Origin of the sequence: Kitasatospora sp. NPDC058478, from assembly GCF_042720345.1 — a bacterium.
Taxonomy (GTDB): Bacteria; Actinomycetota; Actinomycetes; order Streptomycetales; family Streptomycetaceae; genus Kitasatospora.
The window spans coordinates 2563-18052 of sequence record NZ_JBHXML010000013.1 but is presented as its reverse complement, the minus strand read 5'-3'; the positions used below and the strand labels follow the sequence as shown (position 1 = coordinate 18052).

The 15490-nt window shown below is 75.1% G+C and carries 14 protein-coding genes; 7 read left to right on the top strand and 7 right to left on the bottom strand.

Annotated features, from left to right (window positions below):
• The first annotated feature begins 86 nt into the window (after nt 1–86).
• The gene (locus ACFWPT_RS09830) at nt 87–617 is read left to right on the top strand and encodes a DUF5959 family protein (RefSeq protein ID WP_380480815.1); all 531 of its coding nucleotides are present in this window, start codon (nt 87–89) and stop codon (nt 615–617) included.
• 159 nt (nt 618–776) lie between these two features.
• On the top strand, nt 777–1442 hold the full coding sequence (locus ACFWPT_RS09825; protein ID WP_380480813.1) for a response regulator transcription factor: 666 nt from the start codon (nt 777–779) through the stop codon (nt 1440–1442).
• A gap of 44 nt (nt 1443–1486) precedes the next feature.
• On the opposite strand, the gene ACFWPT_RS09820 is transcribed toward ACFWPT_RS09825, so the two are convergent.
• The 3 genes from ACFWPT_RS09820 to ACFWPT_RS09810 all read right to left on the bottom strand — a co-directional run bounded on the left by ACFWPT_RS09820 (nt 1487) and on the right by ACFWPT_RS09810 (nt 5079).
• Complete coding sequence (locus ACFWPT_RS09820) at nt 1487–2827, bottom strand: sensor histidine kinase (protein WP_380480811.1); 1341 nt, start codon at nt 2825–2827, stop codon at nt 1487–1489.
• Between the two features lie 96 nt (nt 2828–2923).
• The gene (locus tag ACFWPT_RS09815; RefSeq protein ID WP_380480809.1) at nt 2924–4312 is read right to left on the bottom strand and encodes an FtsX-like permease family protein; all 1389 of its coding nucleotides are present in this window, start codon (nt 4310–4312) and stop codon (nt 2924–2926) included.
• Entirely contained in the window at nt 4309–5079 is a 771-nt protein-coding gene (locus tag ACFWPT_RS09810) for an ABC transporter ATP-binding protein (RefSeq protein ID WP_380480961.1), read from the bottom strand. The genes ACFWPT_RS09815 and ACFWPT_RS09810 overlap by 4 nt, the downstream gene beginning before the upstream one ends.
• 387 nt (nt 5080–5466) lie before the next feature.
• Here ACFWPT_RS09810 and ACFWPT_RS09805 point away from each other — a divergent pair, with 387 nt between their 5' ends.
• The 5 genes from ACFWPT_RS09805 (at nt 5467) to ACFWPT_RS09785 (ending at nt 10846) form a co-directional block, all read left to right on the top strand.
• Entirely contained in the window at nt 5467–7611 is a 2145-nt protein-coding gene (locus ACFWPT_RS09805) for a serine/threonine-protein kinase (protein ID WP_380480806.1), read from the top strand.
• 179 nt (nt 7612–7790) lie between these two features.
• Nucleotides 7791–8330, top strand: a complete 540-nt coding sequence (locus ACFWPT_RS09800; protein ID WP_380430049.1) for a hypothetical protein — start codon at nt 7791–7793, stop codon at nt 8328–8330.
• A gap of 164 nt (nt 8331–8494) precedes the next feature.
• The gene (locus ACFWPT_RS09795) at nt 8495–9394 is read left to right on the top strand and encodes a ketopantoate reductase family protein (protein ID WP_380480804.1); all 900 of its coding nucleotides are present in this window, start codon (nt 8495–8497) and stop codon (nt 9392–9394) included.
• Between the two features lie 205 nt (nt 9395–9599).
• Complete coding sequence (locus ACFWPT_RS09790) at nt 9600–10001, top strand: hypothetical protein (protein WP_063350735.1); 402 nt, start codon at nt 9600–9602, stop codon at nt 9999–10001.
• A gap of 143 nt (nt 10002–10144) precedes the next feature.
• A complete protein-coding gene (locus tag ACFWPT_RS09785; RefSeq protein WP_380480802.1) occupies nt 10145–10846 on the top strand; it encodes a transcriptional regulator in 702 nt (233 codons plus the stop codon).
• Between the two features lie 31 nt (nt 10847–10877).
• On the opposite strand, the gene ACFWPT_RS09780 is transcribed toward ACFWPT_RS09785, so the two are convergent.
• The 4 genes from ACFWPT_RS09780 to ACFWPT_RS09765 all read right to left on the bottom strand — a co-directional run bounded on the left by ACFWPT_RS09780 (nt 10878) and on the right by ACFWPT_RS09765 (nt 15320).
• On the bottom strand, nt 10878–11399 hold the full coding sequence (locus tag ACFWPT_RS09780; protein ID WP_380480800.1) for a hypothetical protein: 522 nt from the start codon (nt 11397–11399) through the stop codon (nt 10878–10880).
• A 185-nt stretch (nt 11400–11584) separates the two neighbouring features.
• On the bottom strand, nt 11585–12793 hold the full coding sequence (locus ACFWPT_RS09775; RefSeq protein WP_380480798.1) for an ROK family protein: 1209 nt from the start codon (nt 12791–12793) through the stop codon (nt 11585–11587).
• A gap of 267 nt (nt 12794–13060) precedes the next feature.
• Nucleotides 13061–13912, bottom strand: a complete 852-nt coding sequence (locus ACFWPT_RS09770; RefSeq protein WP_380480796.1) for an SDR family oxidoreductase — start codon at nt 13910–13912, stop codon at nt 13061–13063.
• Nucleotides 13913–14039: 127 nt separating this feature from the next.
• Nucleotides 14040–15320 (bottom strand): trans-sulfuration enzyme family protein, encoded by a 1281-nt coding sequence (locus tag ACFWPT_RS09765; RefSeq protein WP_380480794.1) that lies wholly within the window; start codon nt 15318–15320, stop codon nt 14040–14042.
• Between the last annotated feature and the right edge of the window lie 170 nt (nt 15321–15490).

The following is a 15490-nucleotide window of genomic DNA, read 5'->3' as shown; positions in this document are numbered from 1 at the left end:
AGACGAACCCCTCCCATGGACTGGCACCGGACGAACACCTGCGCGAGGATGTCAGCCCTTGGATTCGCAGTGACCGGGAGTACACAGTGCGTGAAGTCGCTTCGCACCAGAACGAGTTGATCAGACTGACGGACCGCCCCGGCACCGACGATGCCACCGGGCACGAGGGGCGCACCGGCGGCCGGAGCGTACGGGTGCGGGTGCTGGGGCGACACGCACCGGGCTCCCTGCTCGGCCACGACTGGCTGGACTGCGAGATCACCGTCACCGCCGACTCGGCCCGCGGGCAGTTCGTCACGCTGGTGACGGAGCGTCAGCTCCAGCAGTGGGAAACCGCCCTGGAACGGTTGGCGCGGCGCGAGGCAGTGCGCTGGCTGGACGAGGAGCACGGCCCGGAGCTGCGGATCGAGCCGGGGCGGCCCGGCGGCCTCTGGGTGACCGTCTCCGACGCCGAGGACTCCGGAGTCACCCTCCGGGTCGTCCTGTCCCCCGCCCCCGGCTGGCTGGACGAGCAGCGCGCCCTGCTCAAACTCGTCCGGGACGCCTACCCGTTCGAGGTGGTCGAGGTCGCCCCCGGCATCCACGCCTGGCGTGGGCAGCAGGGGAACAGCAACTGACGGATTGTCAGGATCCTTTTGATGACAGGGCCGACGCCCGGCGCAGCGAGCGGCCGGGCAGGGCAGGGCAGGGCAGGGCGAGCGGCAGCATGACCGGTCCGGTGGCGGTGGTGTGGCGGTGGCGGTGGCGGTGGTCCGGCCGCCACCGATAATGGCGACATGATCGAGAAGCAGCTCCGCGTCGTCCTCGCCGAGGACTCGGTGATCCTCCGGGACGGCATGGTCGAACTCCTCACCGCGCGCGGGTGCGCCGTGGTCGCCACCGCCGGAACGGCCCCCGAACTCGTCGCCGCCGTCGCCGAGCACCGGCCCGATGTGGCCGTGGTCGACATCCGGATGCCGCCCAGCCACACCGACGAGGGCATCCGCGCCGCCGTCGAGCTCCGCTCCACCTCGCCCGGGGTCGGCATCCTGGTCTTCTCCCAGCACGTCGAGACCGCCTGGGCGGCCCGGCTGCTCGCAGGTGGCGCCGCCGGTGCCGGCTATCTGCTCAAGGAACGCGTGGCCCGCACCTCGGAGTTCGTGGACGCGCTGCAGCGGGTCGCGGCCGGCGGCACGGCGCTCGACCCGGAGATCGTCAACGGCCTGATGCACGGCGGGCGGCGCAGCCGCGTCGACGCGCTCACCCCGCGCGAACGGGAGGTGCTGGAGCTGATGGCGCAGGGTCACTCCAACCGCTCGATCGCCGGGCTGCTCATGGTCTCGGAGCGGGCGGTGGAGAAGCACGTCGCCGCCGTCTTCGCCAAGTTCGACCTGCCGGCGACCGAAGCCGACAACCGGCGGGTGAAAGCCGTCCTCACCTACCTCGCCGAGAACGGCGGCTGAGCCGGGAGCAGCGGTTCCGTGGACGGCCCCGCCGCGGGCACCCGTCACAGGCTGCTCGGCAGTTCGGCGGTGACCGTCGTCGGCCCGCCCGGCGGACTGTCCACCCGCAGCACCCCGTCCACCGCCGCGAGCCGTTCGGCCAGGCCCGCCAGGCCCGCCAGGCCCGAGCCGGAGCCCGAGCCGGAGCCTCTGCCGGAGCCCCCGCCCGGAGCGGCGCCCCCGCGGCCGTCGTCGCGCACCGTCAGCCGCACCCGCCCGTCGGCTGCGCTGACCGTGAGCTCCGCCGCCGCCGCGCCGCTGTGCTTGGCGACGTTGGTCAGCAACTCGGCCGCACAGAAGTAGACGGCCTGCTCGATCGCCGCGTCCGGCCGCTCCCTCAGATCCAGCCGGACCGTGACCGGCACCGGCGCGGTGGCGGTGAGCCCGGGCAACGCCTGGGCGAGGCCGCCGTCCAGCGCCACCGGGTGGATGCCCCGAGTGAGCCGGCGCAGTTCCGCGATGGTGTCGTCGGTCTGCCGGCGAGCCCGGTCGACCAGGGTGCGCAGGCACTCGGCCTCCGGAGTGCCGGGCGGGCCGGTCGGCTCGGGCTGCCCGGTCGGCTCGGGCTGGGCGACGCCAACGGCCTTACCGGTGACCTCGCCGGTGACCTCGCTGAGGGCGTCGTCGGCCAGCGAGAGCGTGATGGCGAGCGCGACCAGTTGCGCCTGCGTCCCGTCGTGCAGATCGCGTTCGAGACGGCGCAACCGGTCGGTGTTCTCGGCGAGCAGGGTGGCCCGGGCGGTCTCCAACTCGCGCACCCGCTCCTGCGACCGCACCGGGCCGAGCAGCAGCCGGGCGAGGCCCCGATTGGCCGCGCTCACCGCCCGCAGCGCCGCCGGCACCACCGCCAGTACGGCGAGCCCGACCGGGGCCCCGGCCACGTCCGGCCAGCCGACCGGCCTCGGCCCGGGCTCCAGCAGGCGCACCCACAGCGGGAAGCCGACCAACCAGACGCAGCTGAGCGGCAATCCGACCGCGACCAGGAAGCCGAGCACCCCCAATGGCAGCCGCAGCAGCAGGTAGAGCAGTGCCCGCCAGGCCACCGGGTCGGTCAGCACCGCCCGACCCCGGGCGATCGCCCCGGACGGCCGGGGCAGCGCCCCCGGGGCCGGCACCGGCTCGCCGAGCAGCCGCCCGACCAGTCGCCGGTGCAGCCCGCCCAGCCCGCGCGCCCCGGCCAGGGCGGCCACCACGAACGGCAGCCCGAGCACGGTGAGCGAGAGCAACGCCCCGGCATAGAGCACGGCCACGGCGTAGACCCCGCCGAGCACGCCGACCGGCAGCCCGAGCAGCGCGAAGGCCAATTCGCCACCGCGCACCGACAGATACCGCCGACGCTCAGCCACCGTCCACCTCACCACTCCCGCTCACCGCGCTCACCGCCTCGACGACACACCCAAGCGGCTTCGACCCGACCCCGCCGCACCTGGCGAAGGGCCCGGTCACCCCCGCTCACCGCCGACCGCCTCGACCGCGCGCCCCCGGATCGCCCGCAGGCCGGTGCCCAGGATCCCCGGTACCGTCAGCGCCGCCGCGCCCGCCACCACCCAGCCGCACGCAGCGCCGGGCACCACCGGCAGCACCGACCCCGTCACCGCCCGGGCGAACGCCCCCGTGGCGACGGCCGCCACCGCCGCACCCAGCAGCACGCCGACCGCCGTGGTGAGGGCCGCCTCGACGGACAGCATCTGCAGCAGTTGCCGCCTCGTCGCGCCGACCAGGCGCAGTAGCGCGAACTCGCGCCACCGGTCGGCCGTCAGGGCGACCAGCGTGTTGACGGTGGAGACGGCTGCGAAGCAGACCAGCATCCCCAGTTCTGCCTCGCGCAACCAGACGTCCGTCGCCTTGGTGACGCTGGTCGCGGCGCCGGTCGTACGGACCACGTGCTCGGCGGTGCTCGTCATGATCAACATGGTGCCCGACAGCCCGACCAGGAGCGCGACCGGCACCACGGCCGAGGAGAGCCGGGCCGCGTAGCCGCGCAGGTTGGCGTCGGCGAGCCAGCCCGCCCCGGGGGCCAGCCCCCGTACCGGCGCGCCGAGCACGGCGGCCACGGCCCGTGCGGCGAGTGGCCCGAGCAGCGCGAGGGCGATCAGCATCACCAGCGAGCCGAGCATCGTCGCCTGCCCCGCCTTGTCCAGTTCACCGGCCCCTCTGGTGGCGGCGAGCCGCAGCAGCAGCACCCCGCCCGCCAGGACGGCCAGCCCGGCCAGCACTCGCAGCACGCCCGCCCGCCGCTGGCCCGAGGTGTCCGCGGTCAGCGCGGCGGCCGGGGTGAGCCGGGTGATCCGTCGGGCGGCGAGGGCGGTGGCGGCCAGGCCGACCAGCAGCGCCACCGCCAGTGCGACCAGCATCGGCACCGGCGTCCCGGGGATCCGCAGGCCGGGCGCGGCCAGCCCGCGCCGTTGGAGCGCGGCGAGGAAGCCCCGGGCGGCGAGGGTGCCCGCCGCGCCGCCGGGCACGGCTATCAGCAGGATGGTCGCCGCGACCTGGGCCCGCACCAGCCGACGCACCTGACGGAGTGTCGCGGCGACCGTCCGCAGCAGGGCGAGGTCGCGGTGCTGCTGACGGAGGGTGAAGCCGAGCGCGTTGACCACGACGAACAGCGCGACCAGGACGGCGATCTCACCGAACGCCCCCGCGATCAGCAGCAGGCCCGGCCCGGCCACCGCCCGGCGGGCCACCGCGGCGGGGGCCGTGGCCTGGGCGGCGACCAGCGAGCCGAACAGCGTCACCGTCGCCACCGCCAGGAACAGCGCCACCGCCAGCCCGGCGAAGGAGGCCGGTCGGCGCCGGATCTGGCCGGCCGCCAGGGAGAGGACGGGGCTCATCGTGCTCCCCCGCCCAGCCGGCTCAGCCGCTCGCCGACCTGTGCGGCGGTCGGCCGGTCGAGCTCGTCCACCATCAGCCCGTCGGCCAGCAGCAGCACGCGGTCCGCGTAGCCGGCGGCCACCGGATCGTGGGTGACCATCACACACGTCCGCCCGTCCAGGTCCACACCGGAACGCAGCAGGTCGAGGACGTCGTGCCCGGTCGCCCGGTCGAGCGCGCCGGTCGGCTCGTCCGCGAACAGCACGGCCGGCCGCGCGACCAGCGCCCGGGCGATCGCCACCCGCTGCTGCTGGCCGCCGGACAGCTGCCCGGGCCGGTGCCGCTCCCGCCCGGACAGGCCGACCCTGGCGAGCGCCTCCCGCACCTGCGCCCGGTCCGGCCGCGCCCCCGCGAGCCGCCCGGGAAGTTCGACGTTCTGCGCGACGGTCATCGCGGGCATCAGGTTGAACGCCTGGAACACGAACCCCACCCTGGTGCGGCGCAGCTGCGCGAGCCGCCGCTCGGGCAGACGGGACACCTCCGTCCCACCCCAGCGGACGATGCCCCGGGTGGGGCGGTCCATCCCCGCGAGGCAGTGCAGCAGCGTCGTCTTGCCGGAACCCGAGGGCCCCATCACCGCCGTGAACGTCCCCGGCGCGAAGGCCACGGACACCCCCCGCAGCGCCCGGACGGCGGCCGCGCCCCGCCCGTACTCCCGGTGCAGCCCGTCCCCGGTCAGGGCCGCGCCCGCCACCTCACCGCTCGCCGCCACGGCGGCTGTCGTCATCCCGTTCATGCCCTCCATCCTGGACATGAACGGCCGCACAATCGATTGGGCTGGCCCCCCAATTCGGGGTTCGGAAAACCGAACCCCGCAGGTGGTCCTACCTCCGGACCCAGGACGCGTACGTCGGGTCGAGGCCGTCCCGGTCCCCTCCCACCTCAGTGCCATCGCCGTCGCGGTCGAGGTCGACCGACCCGAGCCACCGTCACGGCGCCCGCCGGTGCGGTACTAGGCTCAATGCCACTGACTTAACAGCGATCACGAGCCGCTGACCTGTGGCGATGCCTCGGTCGGAGGGTCGCGGAGGACCGCAAAGTCAGTGGCATTGGTACTAGGCTGGCTCCCGTTTGACCGGGGGACGGGGGACGGATGTCTGAGGACGGGGGTCACGTGACCTTGCTGGAGAACGATCCGCGCGAGATCGGCGGGTACCGGCTGGAGGGCCGGATCGGTGCGGGCGGCATGGGCGTCGTGTACCGCGCGCGGTCACTGTCCGGGCGGCAGGTGGCGCTCAAGGTGATCCGCCCCGAGCTCGCCGGGGACGAAGAGTTCCGGGCCCGGTTCCGGCACGAGGTCGAGGCCGCCCGCCGGGTGAGCGGGGCGTTCACCGCGCCCGTCGTCGACGCGGACCCCGACGCCCCGTCGCCCTGGCTGGCCACCCTGTACGTCCCGGGCCCTTCGCTGGCCGAACGGATCGCCCGGCAGGGCCCGTTGAGCCCGCCGGAGGTACGGCGGCTGGCGACGGGCCTCGCGGAGGCGCTGCGGGACATCCATCGCGCCGGGCTGGTGCACCGGGACCTCAAGCCCGGCAACGTCCTGCTCGCCGAGGACGGCCCCCGCGTGATCGACTTCGGCATCGCCCGCGCCCTGGACGGCACCCAGCTCACCAGCACCGGAGTCGCCGTCGGCACACCGCCGTTCATGGCGCCTGAGCAGTTCCGGCACGGCGACACCAGCCCGGCCACCGACGTGTTCGCGCTCGGTTCGGTACTGGCCTTCGCGGGCACCGGGCGCGGTCCGTTCGGCTCGGACTCCTCGCACGCGGTGGGCTTCCGGGTCGTCTACGAGGAGCCGGACCTCGCCGGGCTGGCGGCGGAGCTGCTCCCGATGGTCGCGGCCTGCCTCGCCAAGGAGCCGACCCGACGGCCCACCCTGGAGACGTTGCTGACGTGGTCCGTCGCGGGCGTGGAGCCTCCCCCGGCCGCTCCCGACACCCGGCCCGCGACCGTGTGGGAGCGGCCCGCCGTGCCGCCCGTTCCGACCGAGCCGGACGTCCGCTCGGCACCCCTCGCGCCCGCCTTCCCCCCGCCCGCCGGGCCCCCCGTCATACCGGCACCGACCGGCCCCGCCGTCCCCCGGCCCCGCCGCCGGACGGCCGCGCTCGTCGTCGCGGTCGCCGTCGCGTTGGCCGCGGCCGGCGGCACGGCCGTCCTGCTGCGGCAGAAGGAGAAGGACAACGGCGGTGCCGGTGCCCTGCCCCCGGCCGCCTCGGCGCCGTCCACTCCCGGCCAGTCAGGCCACTCAGGCCAGTCGGGCCCGCCCGACTGCCCCTCGGCCCGCGCTGTCGTGGGCGGAGACGGCCCGTTGGAGACCGTCATGAGCCGTTGGACGGCCGACTACCACCAGGCGTGCCCCACCGCGAACGTGACCGCCACCGATGTGAGCGGCACCGCCGGCCAGCAGTTCGTCGCCGGCCAGGTCGACGCCATCACCCTCGACGACGCACCCCTGGGCGACGAGGCCGCCGGCCTCGGCAAGCGGTGCACGGCCGCCCGGCCCGCCCAACTCCCGGTCGCCGCCCTGCCGATCGCGGTCGTCTACAACGTCCCCGGGCTCGACTCGCTGGTGCTGGACGCCCCGACGGTGGCCCGGATCTTCAACAGCCAGATCACCAGCTGGCGGGATCCCGCGATCGCCACGCTCAACCCCGGCCGGGTGCTGCCCGACACGACCATCACCGCGGTCCACCCGTCGGGCGTGTCGCCGATCACGCTCGGCTTCACCCGCTACCTCGCCAAGGCCGCGCCCGCCGCCTGGCCGTACCCGACGGTCGCCCACTCCTGGCCCGCTCAGGCGATGGGCGGTCTGACGGTCGGCGACCTCGGCGCCGTCCGCTCGACGGTGGCCGGCAAGTCCGGCGCGATCGCCTTCCTCCCGCTCAAGGACGCCGACGGGTTGCGGACCGCCAAACTGTCCGCCGGCTCCGGCCCGGTGGCCGCCACCACCGAGGCCGCCACCGCTGCCCTGGTCGGCGCCAAGGTCACCGGCACGGGCACCGACCTGACAGTCGACGTCGACTACGCGAACCCCGGCTCCGGCGCGTACCCGCTCGTCCAGGTCGGCTACGCAGTGTTCTGCGGCACCGACGCACCGGACAACCTCGGCAACCACCCGACCCGGGCAGTGGCAGGCCTGCTCTCCCACGCGGTGAGCGCCGCCGGCCAGCCGGCCGCGACGCAGTCGGGCTACGCCGCGCTGCCGCCCGCTCTCGCCCGTCAGGTCACCGACGCGCTGAACGGCCTGACGGCCGGCTGACCCGGCAACGGTGGGCGGTGGGCCCGCCCGCCTCCCGCCCGGCGAGTCGGTGCCGCCGCTCACCGGCCGCGACGCCCGACGGCAGGACGCGGCTCGGGCCACCGCCGCGGTACGCCCGCGAGCTGAGCCTCACCCGCCCCGGGCCCCGCGCCGCCCATCCGACGAGGGATCATGAACGGGTGACCATCGACCTGCTGCCCGGCCACGGCGTCCGCCTGCCCGCGCCGCTGCCCGAACTGCGCTTCGGCCTCACCGAGGCGACGGTCCGCCGCCTGCTGGCCCCGCACCGCGAGGCGCTCCCGGGCGGTGTGCACCCCACCTTCGTCTGCGGCTCCAACTGGGCGCTGCACTTCACCCTGCCCGGGGTCGGCGTCACCCTCTGCTCGGGCCCGGGCGAGCACCTCCAGGCCGTCTTCCTGTCGCGCTGCCCGGTGGAGCCGGTGGAGGGTGCGGCCGCCTGCCCGGTCGGCCTCCACGGCATCGACGTCTTCGGCTGGCCGGCCCACGAGGTGGTCGAGGCGCTGCGCGCCGAAGGCCTGCCCGTCCCCGACCCCGTCCACGGCAACGTCCGGTACGACACGCTGCGCCTCAGCCGAAACACCCCCGTGCGCTGGACCCCGGCCGGCGGGCGGAAACCGCGCCACGAACCGCCGTTCACCTTCGGCCTCGTCTCCCTCTCCTCCTCTGCCCCCGCCGCCCCGGACGAGGCGGCGCCATGACCGGGCCGCCGGGCCGTGGCACCCACCGGCCGGTTCCTCGGGGCCGGTTCCTCGGACCGTTCCTCGGGCCGTTCCTCGGGCCGTTCCTCGGGCCGTTCCTCGGGCCGTTCCTCGGGCCGTTCCTCGGAAGCCCACCACCCCTCACCCCCTCACCAGGAGTCGACATGACCACCACCCCCGCGACCACTCCCTCGACCATCGCCGTCCTCGGACCTGGCGGCGTCGGCGGCCTGATCGGCGGCCTGCTCGCGCGCGCCGGGCACCGGGTGATCTGCCTGGCCGGCGAGGAGACCGCCGCCGTCCTCAACCGGGACGGACTGCACGTCCGCAGTGGACAGTTCGGCGATTTCACCGCCCGGGTCGAAGCCTCCACCGAACTGCGCGAGCCGGTCGACGCCGCGTTCGTGACCGTCAAGGCGACGGCGCTGGCCGACGCGCTCGACCGGATGCCGCCGCAGGCCCTCGGCTCCGCCGTCGTGGTACCGCTGCTCAACGGAATCGACCACGTCGCGGCGCTGCGCGAGCGTTACCCCGCCGGGCAGGTCGCGGCCGGCACGATCCGGGTCGAGGCCACTCGCACCGCGCCCGGGCGGATCGCCCACACCAGCCCCTTCGCGGTGCTCGAACTGGCAGGACCGGTAGCGGACTTGGCCGATCGGCTGCGGCGCGCCGGCCTCGATGTCACGCTGCGCGAGGACGAGACCGCGATGCTCTGGAGCAAGCTCTCCTTCCTCGCCCCGTTCGCGCTGCTCACCACCCGCCACCGCAGCGAGGTCGGCGTCGTGCGCACCGAGCACCGGTCCGAACTGCTCACCGTCCTCGACGAGATCGCGGCCGTCTCCGGCGCGGCGGGCGCCCCGGCGGACGCACAGGCACTGCTCACCGCCTTCGACCGGGTGCCCGGGTCGATGAAGTCCTCGATGCAGCGCGACGTGGAGGCCGGCCGTCCGATCGAACTGGACGCCATCGGCGGCGCCGTCCTGCGGGCCGCCGCCGCGCACGGGGTCGACACCCCGGCCCTCGCCGGACTGGTGCGCGACCTGTCCGAACCGGCCAACCGGTAGCACCCGCAGCCGACTTCACGTCATGAGGCAGGGCCTCTGACGTGAAGTCGGTGACATCGGCGAATTCGGCGAATTCGAGCCCGGAATCTGATGTTCCATCAACTCCCGTTCCTGGCCGACAGTAAAGGTTCACCCATGATTCACCCGATCGGGCGGAACCACGAGTGGGCGATCAGGCGTTGTTGCCGGCGGGAGGGATACAGACATGACAAGGAAACCGTACCGACTGGCCGCCGCCGCACTCGCGCTGCTCGCCACCGCTCCACTACTCAGCGCATGCAAGGACGTCGACCAGGCACTCGACTGCGGCAAACAGGCCGTCAGCATCACCGGCGACATCCAGGACCTCGCCTCATCGGCCATCAACGTCGGCCAACTCACCGACCAGGAGCGCCGCAAGCACACCGCCGACGCCCTGAAGAAGGTCGGCGACGACATCAAGAAGCTCCGCGACCACAACAGCGGGGACAAGCTCGACAAGGCCACCGACAAGCTGAACAAGGCCGTCTCCAGCGCCCAGGACAACGTCTCCAAGGGCAAGATGCCCGACATCGGGGCGATCACCGACGCCGCCGGCGACGTGACCAGCGCCTGCGCCGGGTCCTGAGCCACCTACCGCGCCGCCCGCTCCCGGCCCCGCACCCGCGGGGCCGGGAGCAACCCGCGGACCGCCCCGGCCTGTCGCCGCCAACCGGGCCCCGCCAGGCGGTAGGAATGGCACCGGGACCGAACCGCACCACGGAGGCACCGGTGAACCACCCGATCCTCGACCAGATCCGCGACCTGCGCACCGAGTTGGCGCCCGGCGACGCCGCCCCTGCACTCGTCACGGCGCTCGCCGACGGCACGGCGCCCCGCTCGACCCTGGCCGAACTCGCCGCCCAGCAGCACCGGATCATCGCCTCCGACCGGCGCAGCCTGCTGCTGCTCGCCACCCGCAGCGCCGACCGTCCGGTGAGCGCCTGGTTCGCCACCCTCGCCGAGGGCGAGAGCGCCGCGCTGCGCACCCTGCCCGGCCTCGCCGCCGCCTGCGGCCTCGGCCCGGACGAACTCGCCGCCCGGCCACCGCTGCCCGGCTGCCAGGCCTACCCGGCCTACCTCGCCTGGCTCGCGCTGAACGGCGGGCCCACCGCCGCAGCCGTCGCCCTGGTCACCAACTTCGCTGCCTGGGGCGGCTACTGCGCCACCATCGCGCAGGCCCTGCGCGACCGCTACGGCTTCCCCGACCAGGCCTGCGCGTTCTTCGACTTCTTCGCCCAGCCCGCCACCGCACTCGAACAGCAGGCCGCCGACGCCCTCGGGCCGGACCCGCTGGACGAGCCGACCCTGGCCGCGGCCCGCGAGCACGGCCGAGTGCTCCAGGCGTACGAGCACCTGTTCTGGGACACCCTCGGGCAGCTCGACCAGGATCCCCCGGGCCGCGGGAACGAGCCGACCGGGCGCGGGAACTGACGGCTCGCCCCCCGCACCCGGTCGGCCTCGCTCAGGCCTGCCAGTGCGGCTTGCCGCTGACCATCCGGCAGTAGATCATCCCCCCGTTGGCGTCATGGGTGCTCCTGCCGAGATCGGCGTTGCGGCAGAACTGCCCGGCCGCGTAGCAGTTCCCCGCGTTCGAGCGGAGCTCGCACTCCGCGCCGCCGGCCGCCGCGGTGTGCTGCGGCTCCGGGGCGGTCGGCGGCTGGGCCGTGGTGGTCTTCGGCTGCGGCGCCTTCGGGGTGGGCGACGGCGCGTGGGTGCTGGGGGCCGCCGGGGCGGGGGCGGCCGGCGTGCTCGGCGCGGGGTCGGACGCGGGCGGCGGCGTGCTGGCCGGGGGCGCGGCGGGCGGTGCGACCGGCGGGGTCGACTGGGTGGTGGCGGCCGCCGGGGCGGTCACCGGGGGCGAGGCCTTGGCTCCGCCGTCGGCGGCCGACGGGTCGCAACCGGTCAGCGCCAGACCGACGGTGAGGACGAGTCCGGCGAAGCCGGCCAGGCCGGCGCGCCGACGCCCGCGTATGCGTGAAGGCATGGGTGGAGAACGCTCCGTTCCGTTTGGATGAGGTGTGCGATTCAAGCAGAGCCCGCACACGATCTGTGCACGGATCTCCCACTCGTTGGCAGATCGAGATCTGCCGGCCACCGAGCGTCGCCGCCCTCCGGTCCGCCGTCACGCTGCGCCGAACCGCCGAACGCTCGCCGGGCCACGGGCCGCCGTTAGGGCAGCCCCGCCGTCCGGCGCTCGAACACCTCCGGGCGCGCGGTCTCCAGGGCGGTGGCGACCGCGCCGAGAAGGACCGCCTCCTCCCCCAGCAGGCTCGGCGCGAGCGTCGGACGCATCGGGGCGATCCGGTGCAGAGCCTGCTCCAGCGGCTCCAGGAGCAGGTCCGCGCTGTTGCCGATGCCGCCGCCGAGGACCACCAGGTCCGGATCCAGTACGGCGGACAACACGGCGACGGCGTAGGCGAGTTGGCCGGCTTCACGGTCGACGGCCCGGACCGCCGCCAGGTCACCGGCCCGGGCCCGTTCGAAGACCTGCTTGGCCGTGGGCGCGCCACCCAGCCCGAGGTCCTGGGCGGTGCGCACCACGGCGTCCGCGGCGGCCTCCTGCTCGATGGTCGCCGGAGGCTCACCGGCGCGGGCGGGCAGCGGCACCAGGCCGATCTCGCCCAGCGCGCCGTGCGCACCGAGCAGCAGTTCGCCGTCCTTGACCACGCCGACGCCCAGGCCCGTGCCGACCAGCAGGTAGGCGAACATCCGACTGCCCCGGCCGGCACCGAGGGTGTACTCGCCGAGTGCGGCCAGGTTGGCGTCGTTGGCCACGGTGACGGCCACCCCCAGGCCCTCCCCGATCCGGTCGAACAGGCCGGGCCGGCCCCAGCCGGGCAGGCTGGTGGCGTAGCGCACGCCGCGCCGCTGCTCGTCCCACACGCCCGGGGTGCCGATCACCGCGTGCACGATGTCGTCGGCGGCCAGGCCCGCCTCGGCGATGGCCTCGTGGGCGGCGGCGACCACGGCGTCGGCGACGGCGTTCGCCGAGCGGCCCCGGTTGGCCACGTCCCGGCGGGCGACGACCGTCCCGGCGAGGTCCGCGACGGCGACCCGAAGCCTGGCCCGCCCGATGTCCACGCCGAGCACGTGCCCGGCGGCCGGGTCGACCTCGTACAGCACCGCGGTGCGGCCGCGCTCGGGGGCCAGCCGGCCGGCCTCGCGGACCAGCCCGGCCTGCTCCAGGGCGGCCAGGGCGGCGGAGACGGTGGGCTTGGACAGGCCGGTGTCCCGGGCGAGTTGGGCGCGCGAGGAGCCGCCGCCGGTGCGCAGCAGTTCGAGCAGCAGCCATTCGTTGTTGCTGCGCAGCCGCTGCCGGTTCCACGGCACTGCCGGGGCCCCGGCCGCCGGGCGGTGGGTCGGCAGGTGGCTGCTCATCGGTTCCTCCGGTCTGGGCGGGACGGCTGGCGGGCGGGCTGCGCCGGGCGGTGCCGGCACGGCCCGCGGCGTCCGGTGTCGGGCGCCGCCGCCCAAGTATGACCGGCGATCATTCCGTTCCCACCCCGGCCGCTGGCCCTGTACCGTCCCGAGCAGCCCCGTACCGCCCTGAGCAGCCCCGAGCCGCCCCGAGCGGGACCATCGGGCCCGTCAAGCCCGTCAAGCCGGTCGGACCTGTCAGACGCGTCAGACCCCGGGTCGGATCCCTCAGGCCACCCAGCCGCCCGTCATCCGCCGCACCACCGAGCCGTCCAGGTCGGCCAGCTTGGTGCCGGCGAAGGCACGGGCCGCCTCGGAGGTCTGCACCCGCAGCGGCGGCCGCTCGGCGGTGAGGGCCGCGACGATCGGGGCGGCCGCCTGCTCCGGGGTCTGGGCCTGGGCGAAGGCCTTCAGCGTGCGGTCGACGTAGGCCTGCAGGGCGGGGGCGTACGGGCCGGCCGCGGCGGTCAACGCGGGCAGGTCGATGGCCTGGTTGCCGATGAACTCGCTGGCGACGGCGCCCGGTTCGACGACGGTGACGTGCACGCCGACGGTGGCGGCGACCGGAGCCAGCGACTCCATGAAGCCCTCGACGGCGAACTTGGCGGCGCAGTACGCCTCGTTGAAGGGCTGTCCGACCACGCCGCCGATGCTGGTCACGGTGACGACCCGGCCGCCGGAGGCCCGCAGGTGCGGCAGCGCGGCCCGGGTGACCTCGACCACGCCGAAGAAGTTCACCTCCATGGCGGCCCGCACCGGCGCCGTCCCGTCCTGCTCGATCGTGCCGACGTGGCCGGCGCCCGCGTTGTTGACCACCGCGTCGAGCCGGCCGTACCGGGCGAGGACGGTCTCCAGGCAGGAGGTGACGGAGGCCGGGTCGGTGACGTCCAGCTGCTCGACCTCGATCCGCCCGTCGACGCCCGCCTCGGCGGCGGCGCGCCGCAGGGCTTCGGCCCGTCCGGTGTCGCGCATGGTGGCGACGACGCCGTACCCGGCGCGGGCGGCGGCCACGGCGGTGGCGAGGCCGATGCCGGAGGAGGTGCCGGTGATGAGGACGATCGGGGCGGCGTCGGTGTCCATGGGGGTCTCTCCTCGGGTCTCCCCGGACTTCTCCGGGGCAGAGTGTGTGCGTGTGCACGCACTCTATGTTTAGGTGCACGCGCACGCAAATGCGATCGGCAGCCCGTCGGCGCCGGGCGGGCTGCCGTCACACCTTCGCCAGGGCGCCCTCCATGTCCGCCCACAGGTCCTCGGGGTGCTCGATGCCCACCGACACCCGCACCGTCCCCGGGCCGATCCCGGCGGCGGCCAACTCGGCGTCGTCGAGCTGGCGGTGGGAGGTGCTGGCCGGGTGGAGCACGAGGGTGTGCACGCCGCCGAGGGAGGGGGCGAGGGCGGCCAGGCGGACGGACTCGGTGAAGGTGCGGGCCGCCTCGCGGCCGCCGACGAGGTCGAAGGCCAGGACGCCGCCGTGGCCGTCGGGCAGGAGCCGGCGGGCGAGGTCGTGGTCGGGGTGCCCGGGCAGGCCCGGGTAGTGGACGGCACCGACCGCGGGGTGGGCGGCGAGGCGGCCGGCCAGGTCGAGCGCGGTCTCGCAGTGCCGGCGGACCCGCAGGGCGAGGGTCTGGAGGCCGCGCAGGGTCAGCCAGGCGGCGAACGGGTCGGCGGCGGCGCCGAGTTCGACGGCGTAGTGCCAGACCTTGCGGTGCAGTTCGGCGTCCGCGAGAACGGCGACGCCGGCCAGGACGTCCGAGTGGCCGCCGAGGTACTTGGTGGCCGAGTGGATGACGACGTCCGCGCCGTACTCGATCGGCCGGCAGAGCAGCGGCGTCGCGAAGGTGTTGTCCACGACGCTGACCACCCCGGCCCGCTTGGCGACGCCGATCAGCCCGGGCAGGTCGGTGACCCTGGTCGTGGGGTTGGAGATGGTCTCCAGGTGCAGCAGCCGGGTGGTGGGCCGCAGCGCCGCCTCGACCTCGGCCGGGTCGTCGCCCCCGACGTGGGTGACCTCCACCCCCCAGCGCTCGGCGAGGTCGGCGAGCACGGCGAAGGTGCCGCCGTACAGGCTTCGCTGGGCGATCACGTGGTCGCCGGAGCGCAGCAGGGCGAGCAGGACGGTGTTGATCGCGCCCATGCCGGAGGCGGTGGCGATCGCGCCGGCGCCGCCTTCGAGGTCGGCCACCGCCGTCTCCAGCGAGCGGACGGTCGGGTTGCCGTAGCGGTTGTAGAAGAAGGCCCCGCCCGGGCCGCTGAAGGCCTGGGTGAGCGCGTCGCTGGTGTCGAAGGCGAAGAGGTGGCTCTGGTGCAGCGGCACGCCCATCGGACGGCTGCCGGCGGTGTCCGCGAGGGGCGGGTGGACGATCCGGCTCTCGGGGCGCAGCGCGCCGGGGGCCCGGTGTCCGTCGGGGGTCCGTTGGCCCTCGGGGGCCTGGTGTCCGTCGGGGATCTGCTGTCCGTCGGGGGTCTGGTGGCCGAGGTAGTCGCTCATGCCGCCCATCGTCGGTCCGGTCGCATGCCGCGCCCAGGGCCAATCGCGCCCGGGTGGCCCCCCCCCGGGCCCCCGGGGGCCCGGGGGGGGCGCCCACCACCACAAATCCGGTGCGGCACGTTCGCCTGCGCGCGGACACGAATCGCGCCAAGACCCGCAACACACAAAAG

Excerpts from the sequence above, each read along its gene's own strand:
- ACFWPT_RS09765 (WP_380480794.1), bottom strand. The coding sequence starts at position 15,320 with ATGAGCGACTACCTCGGCCACCAGACCCCCGACGGACAGCAGATCCCC.
- ACFWPT_RS09780 (WP_380480800.1), bottom strand. The coding sequence starts at position 11,399 with ATGCCTTCACGCATACGCGGGCGTCGGCGCGCCGGCCTGGCCGGCTTC.
- ACFWPT_RS09825 (WP_380480813.1), top strand. The coding sequence starts at position 777 with ATGATCGAGAAGCAGCTCCGCGTCGTCCTCGCCGAGGACTCGGTGATC.
- ACFWPT_RS09790 (WP_063350735.1), top strand. The coding sequence starts at position 9,600 with ATGACAAGGAAACCGTACCGACTGGCCGCCGCCGCACTCGCGCTGCTC.
- ACFWPT_RS09795 (WP_380480804.1), top strand. The coding sequence starts at position 8,495 with ATGACCACCACCCCCGCGACCACTCCCTCGACCATCGCCGTCCTCGGA.
- ACFWPT_RS09815 (WP_380480809.1), bottom strand. The coding sequence starts at position 4,312 with ATGAGCCCCGTCCTCTCCCTGGCGGCCGGCCAGATCCGGCGCCGACCG.
- ACFWPT_RS09810 (WP_380480961.1), bottom strand. The coding sequence starts at position 5,079 with ATGACGACAGCCGCCGTGGCGGCGAGCGGTGAGGTGGCGGGCGCGGCC.
- ACFWPT_RS09775 (WP_380480798.1), bottom strand. The coding sequence starts at position 12,793 with ATGAGCAGCCACCTGCCGACCCACCGCCCGGCGGCCGGGGCCCCGGCA.
- ACFWPT_RS09770 (WP_380480796.1), bottom strand. The coding sequence starts at position 13,912 with ATGGACACCGACGCCGCCCCGATCGTCCTCATCACCGGCACCTCCTCC.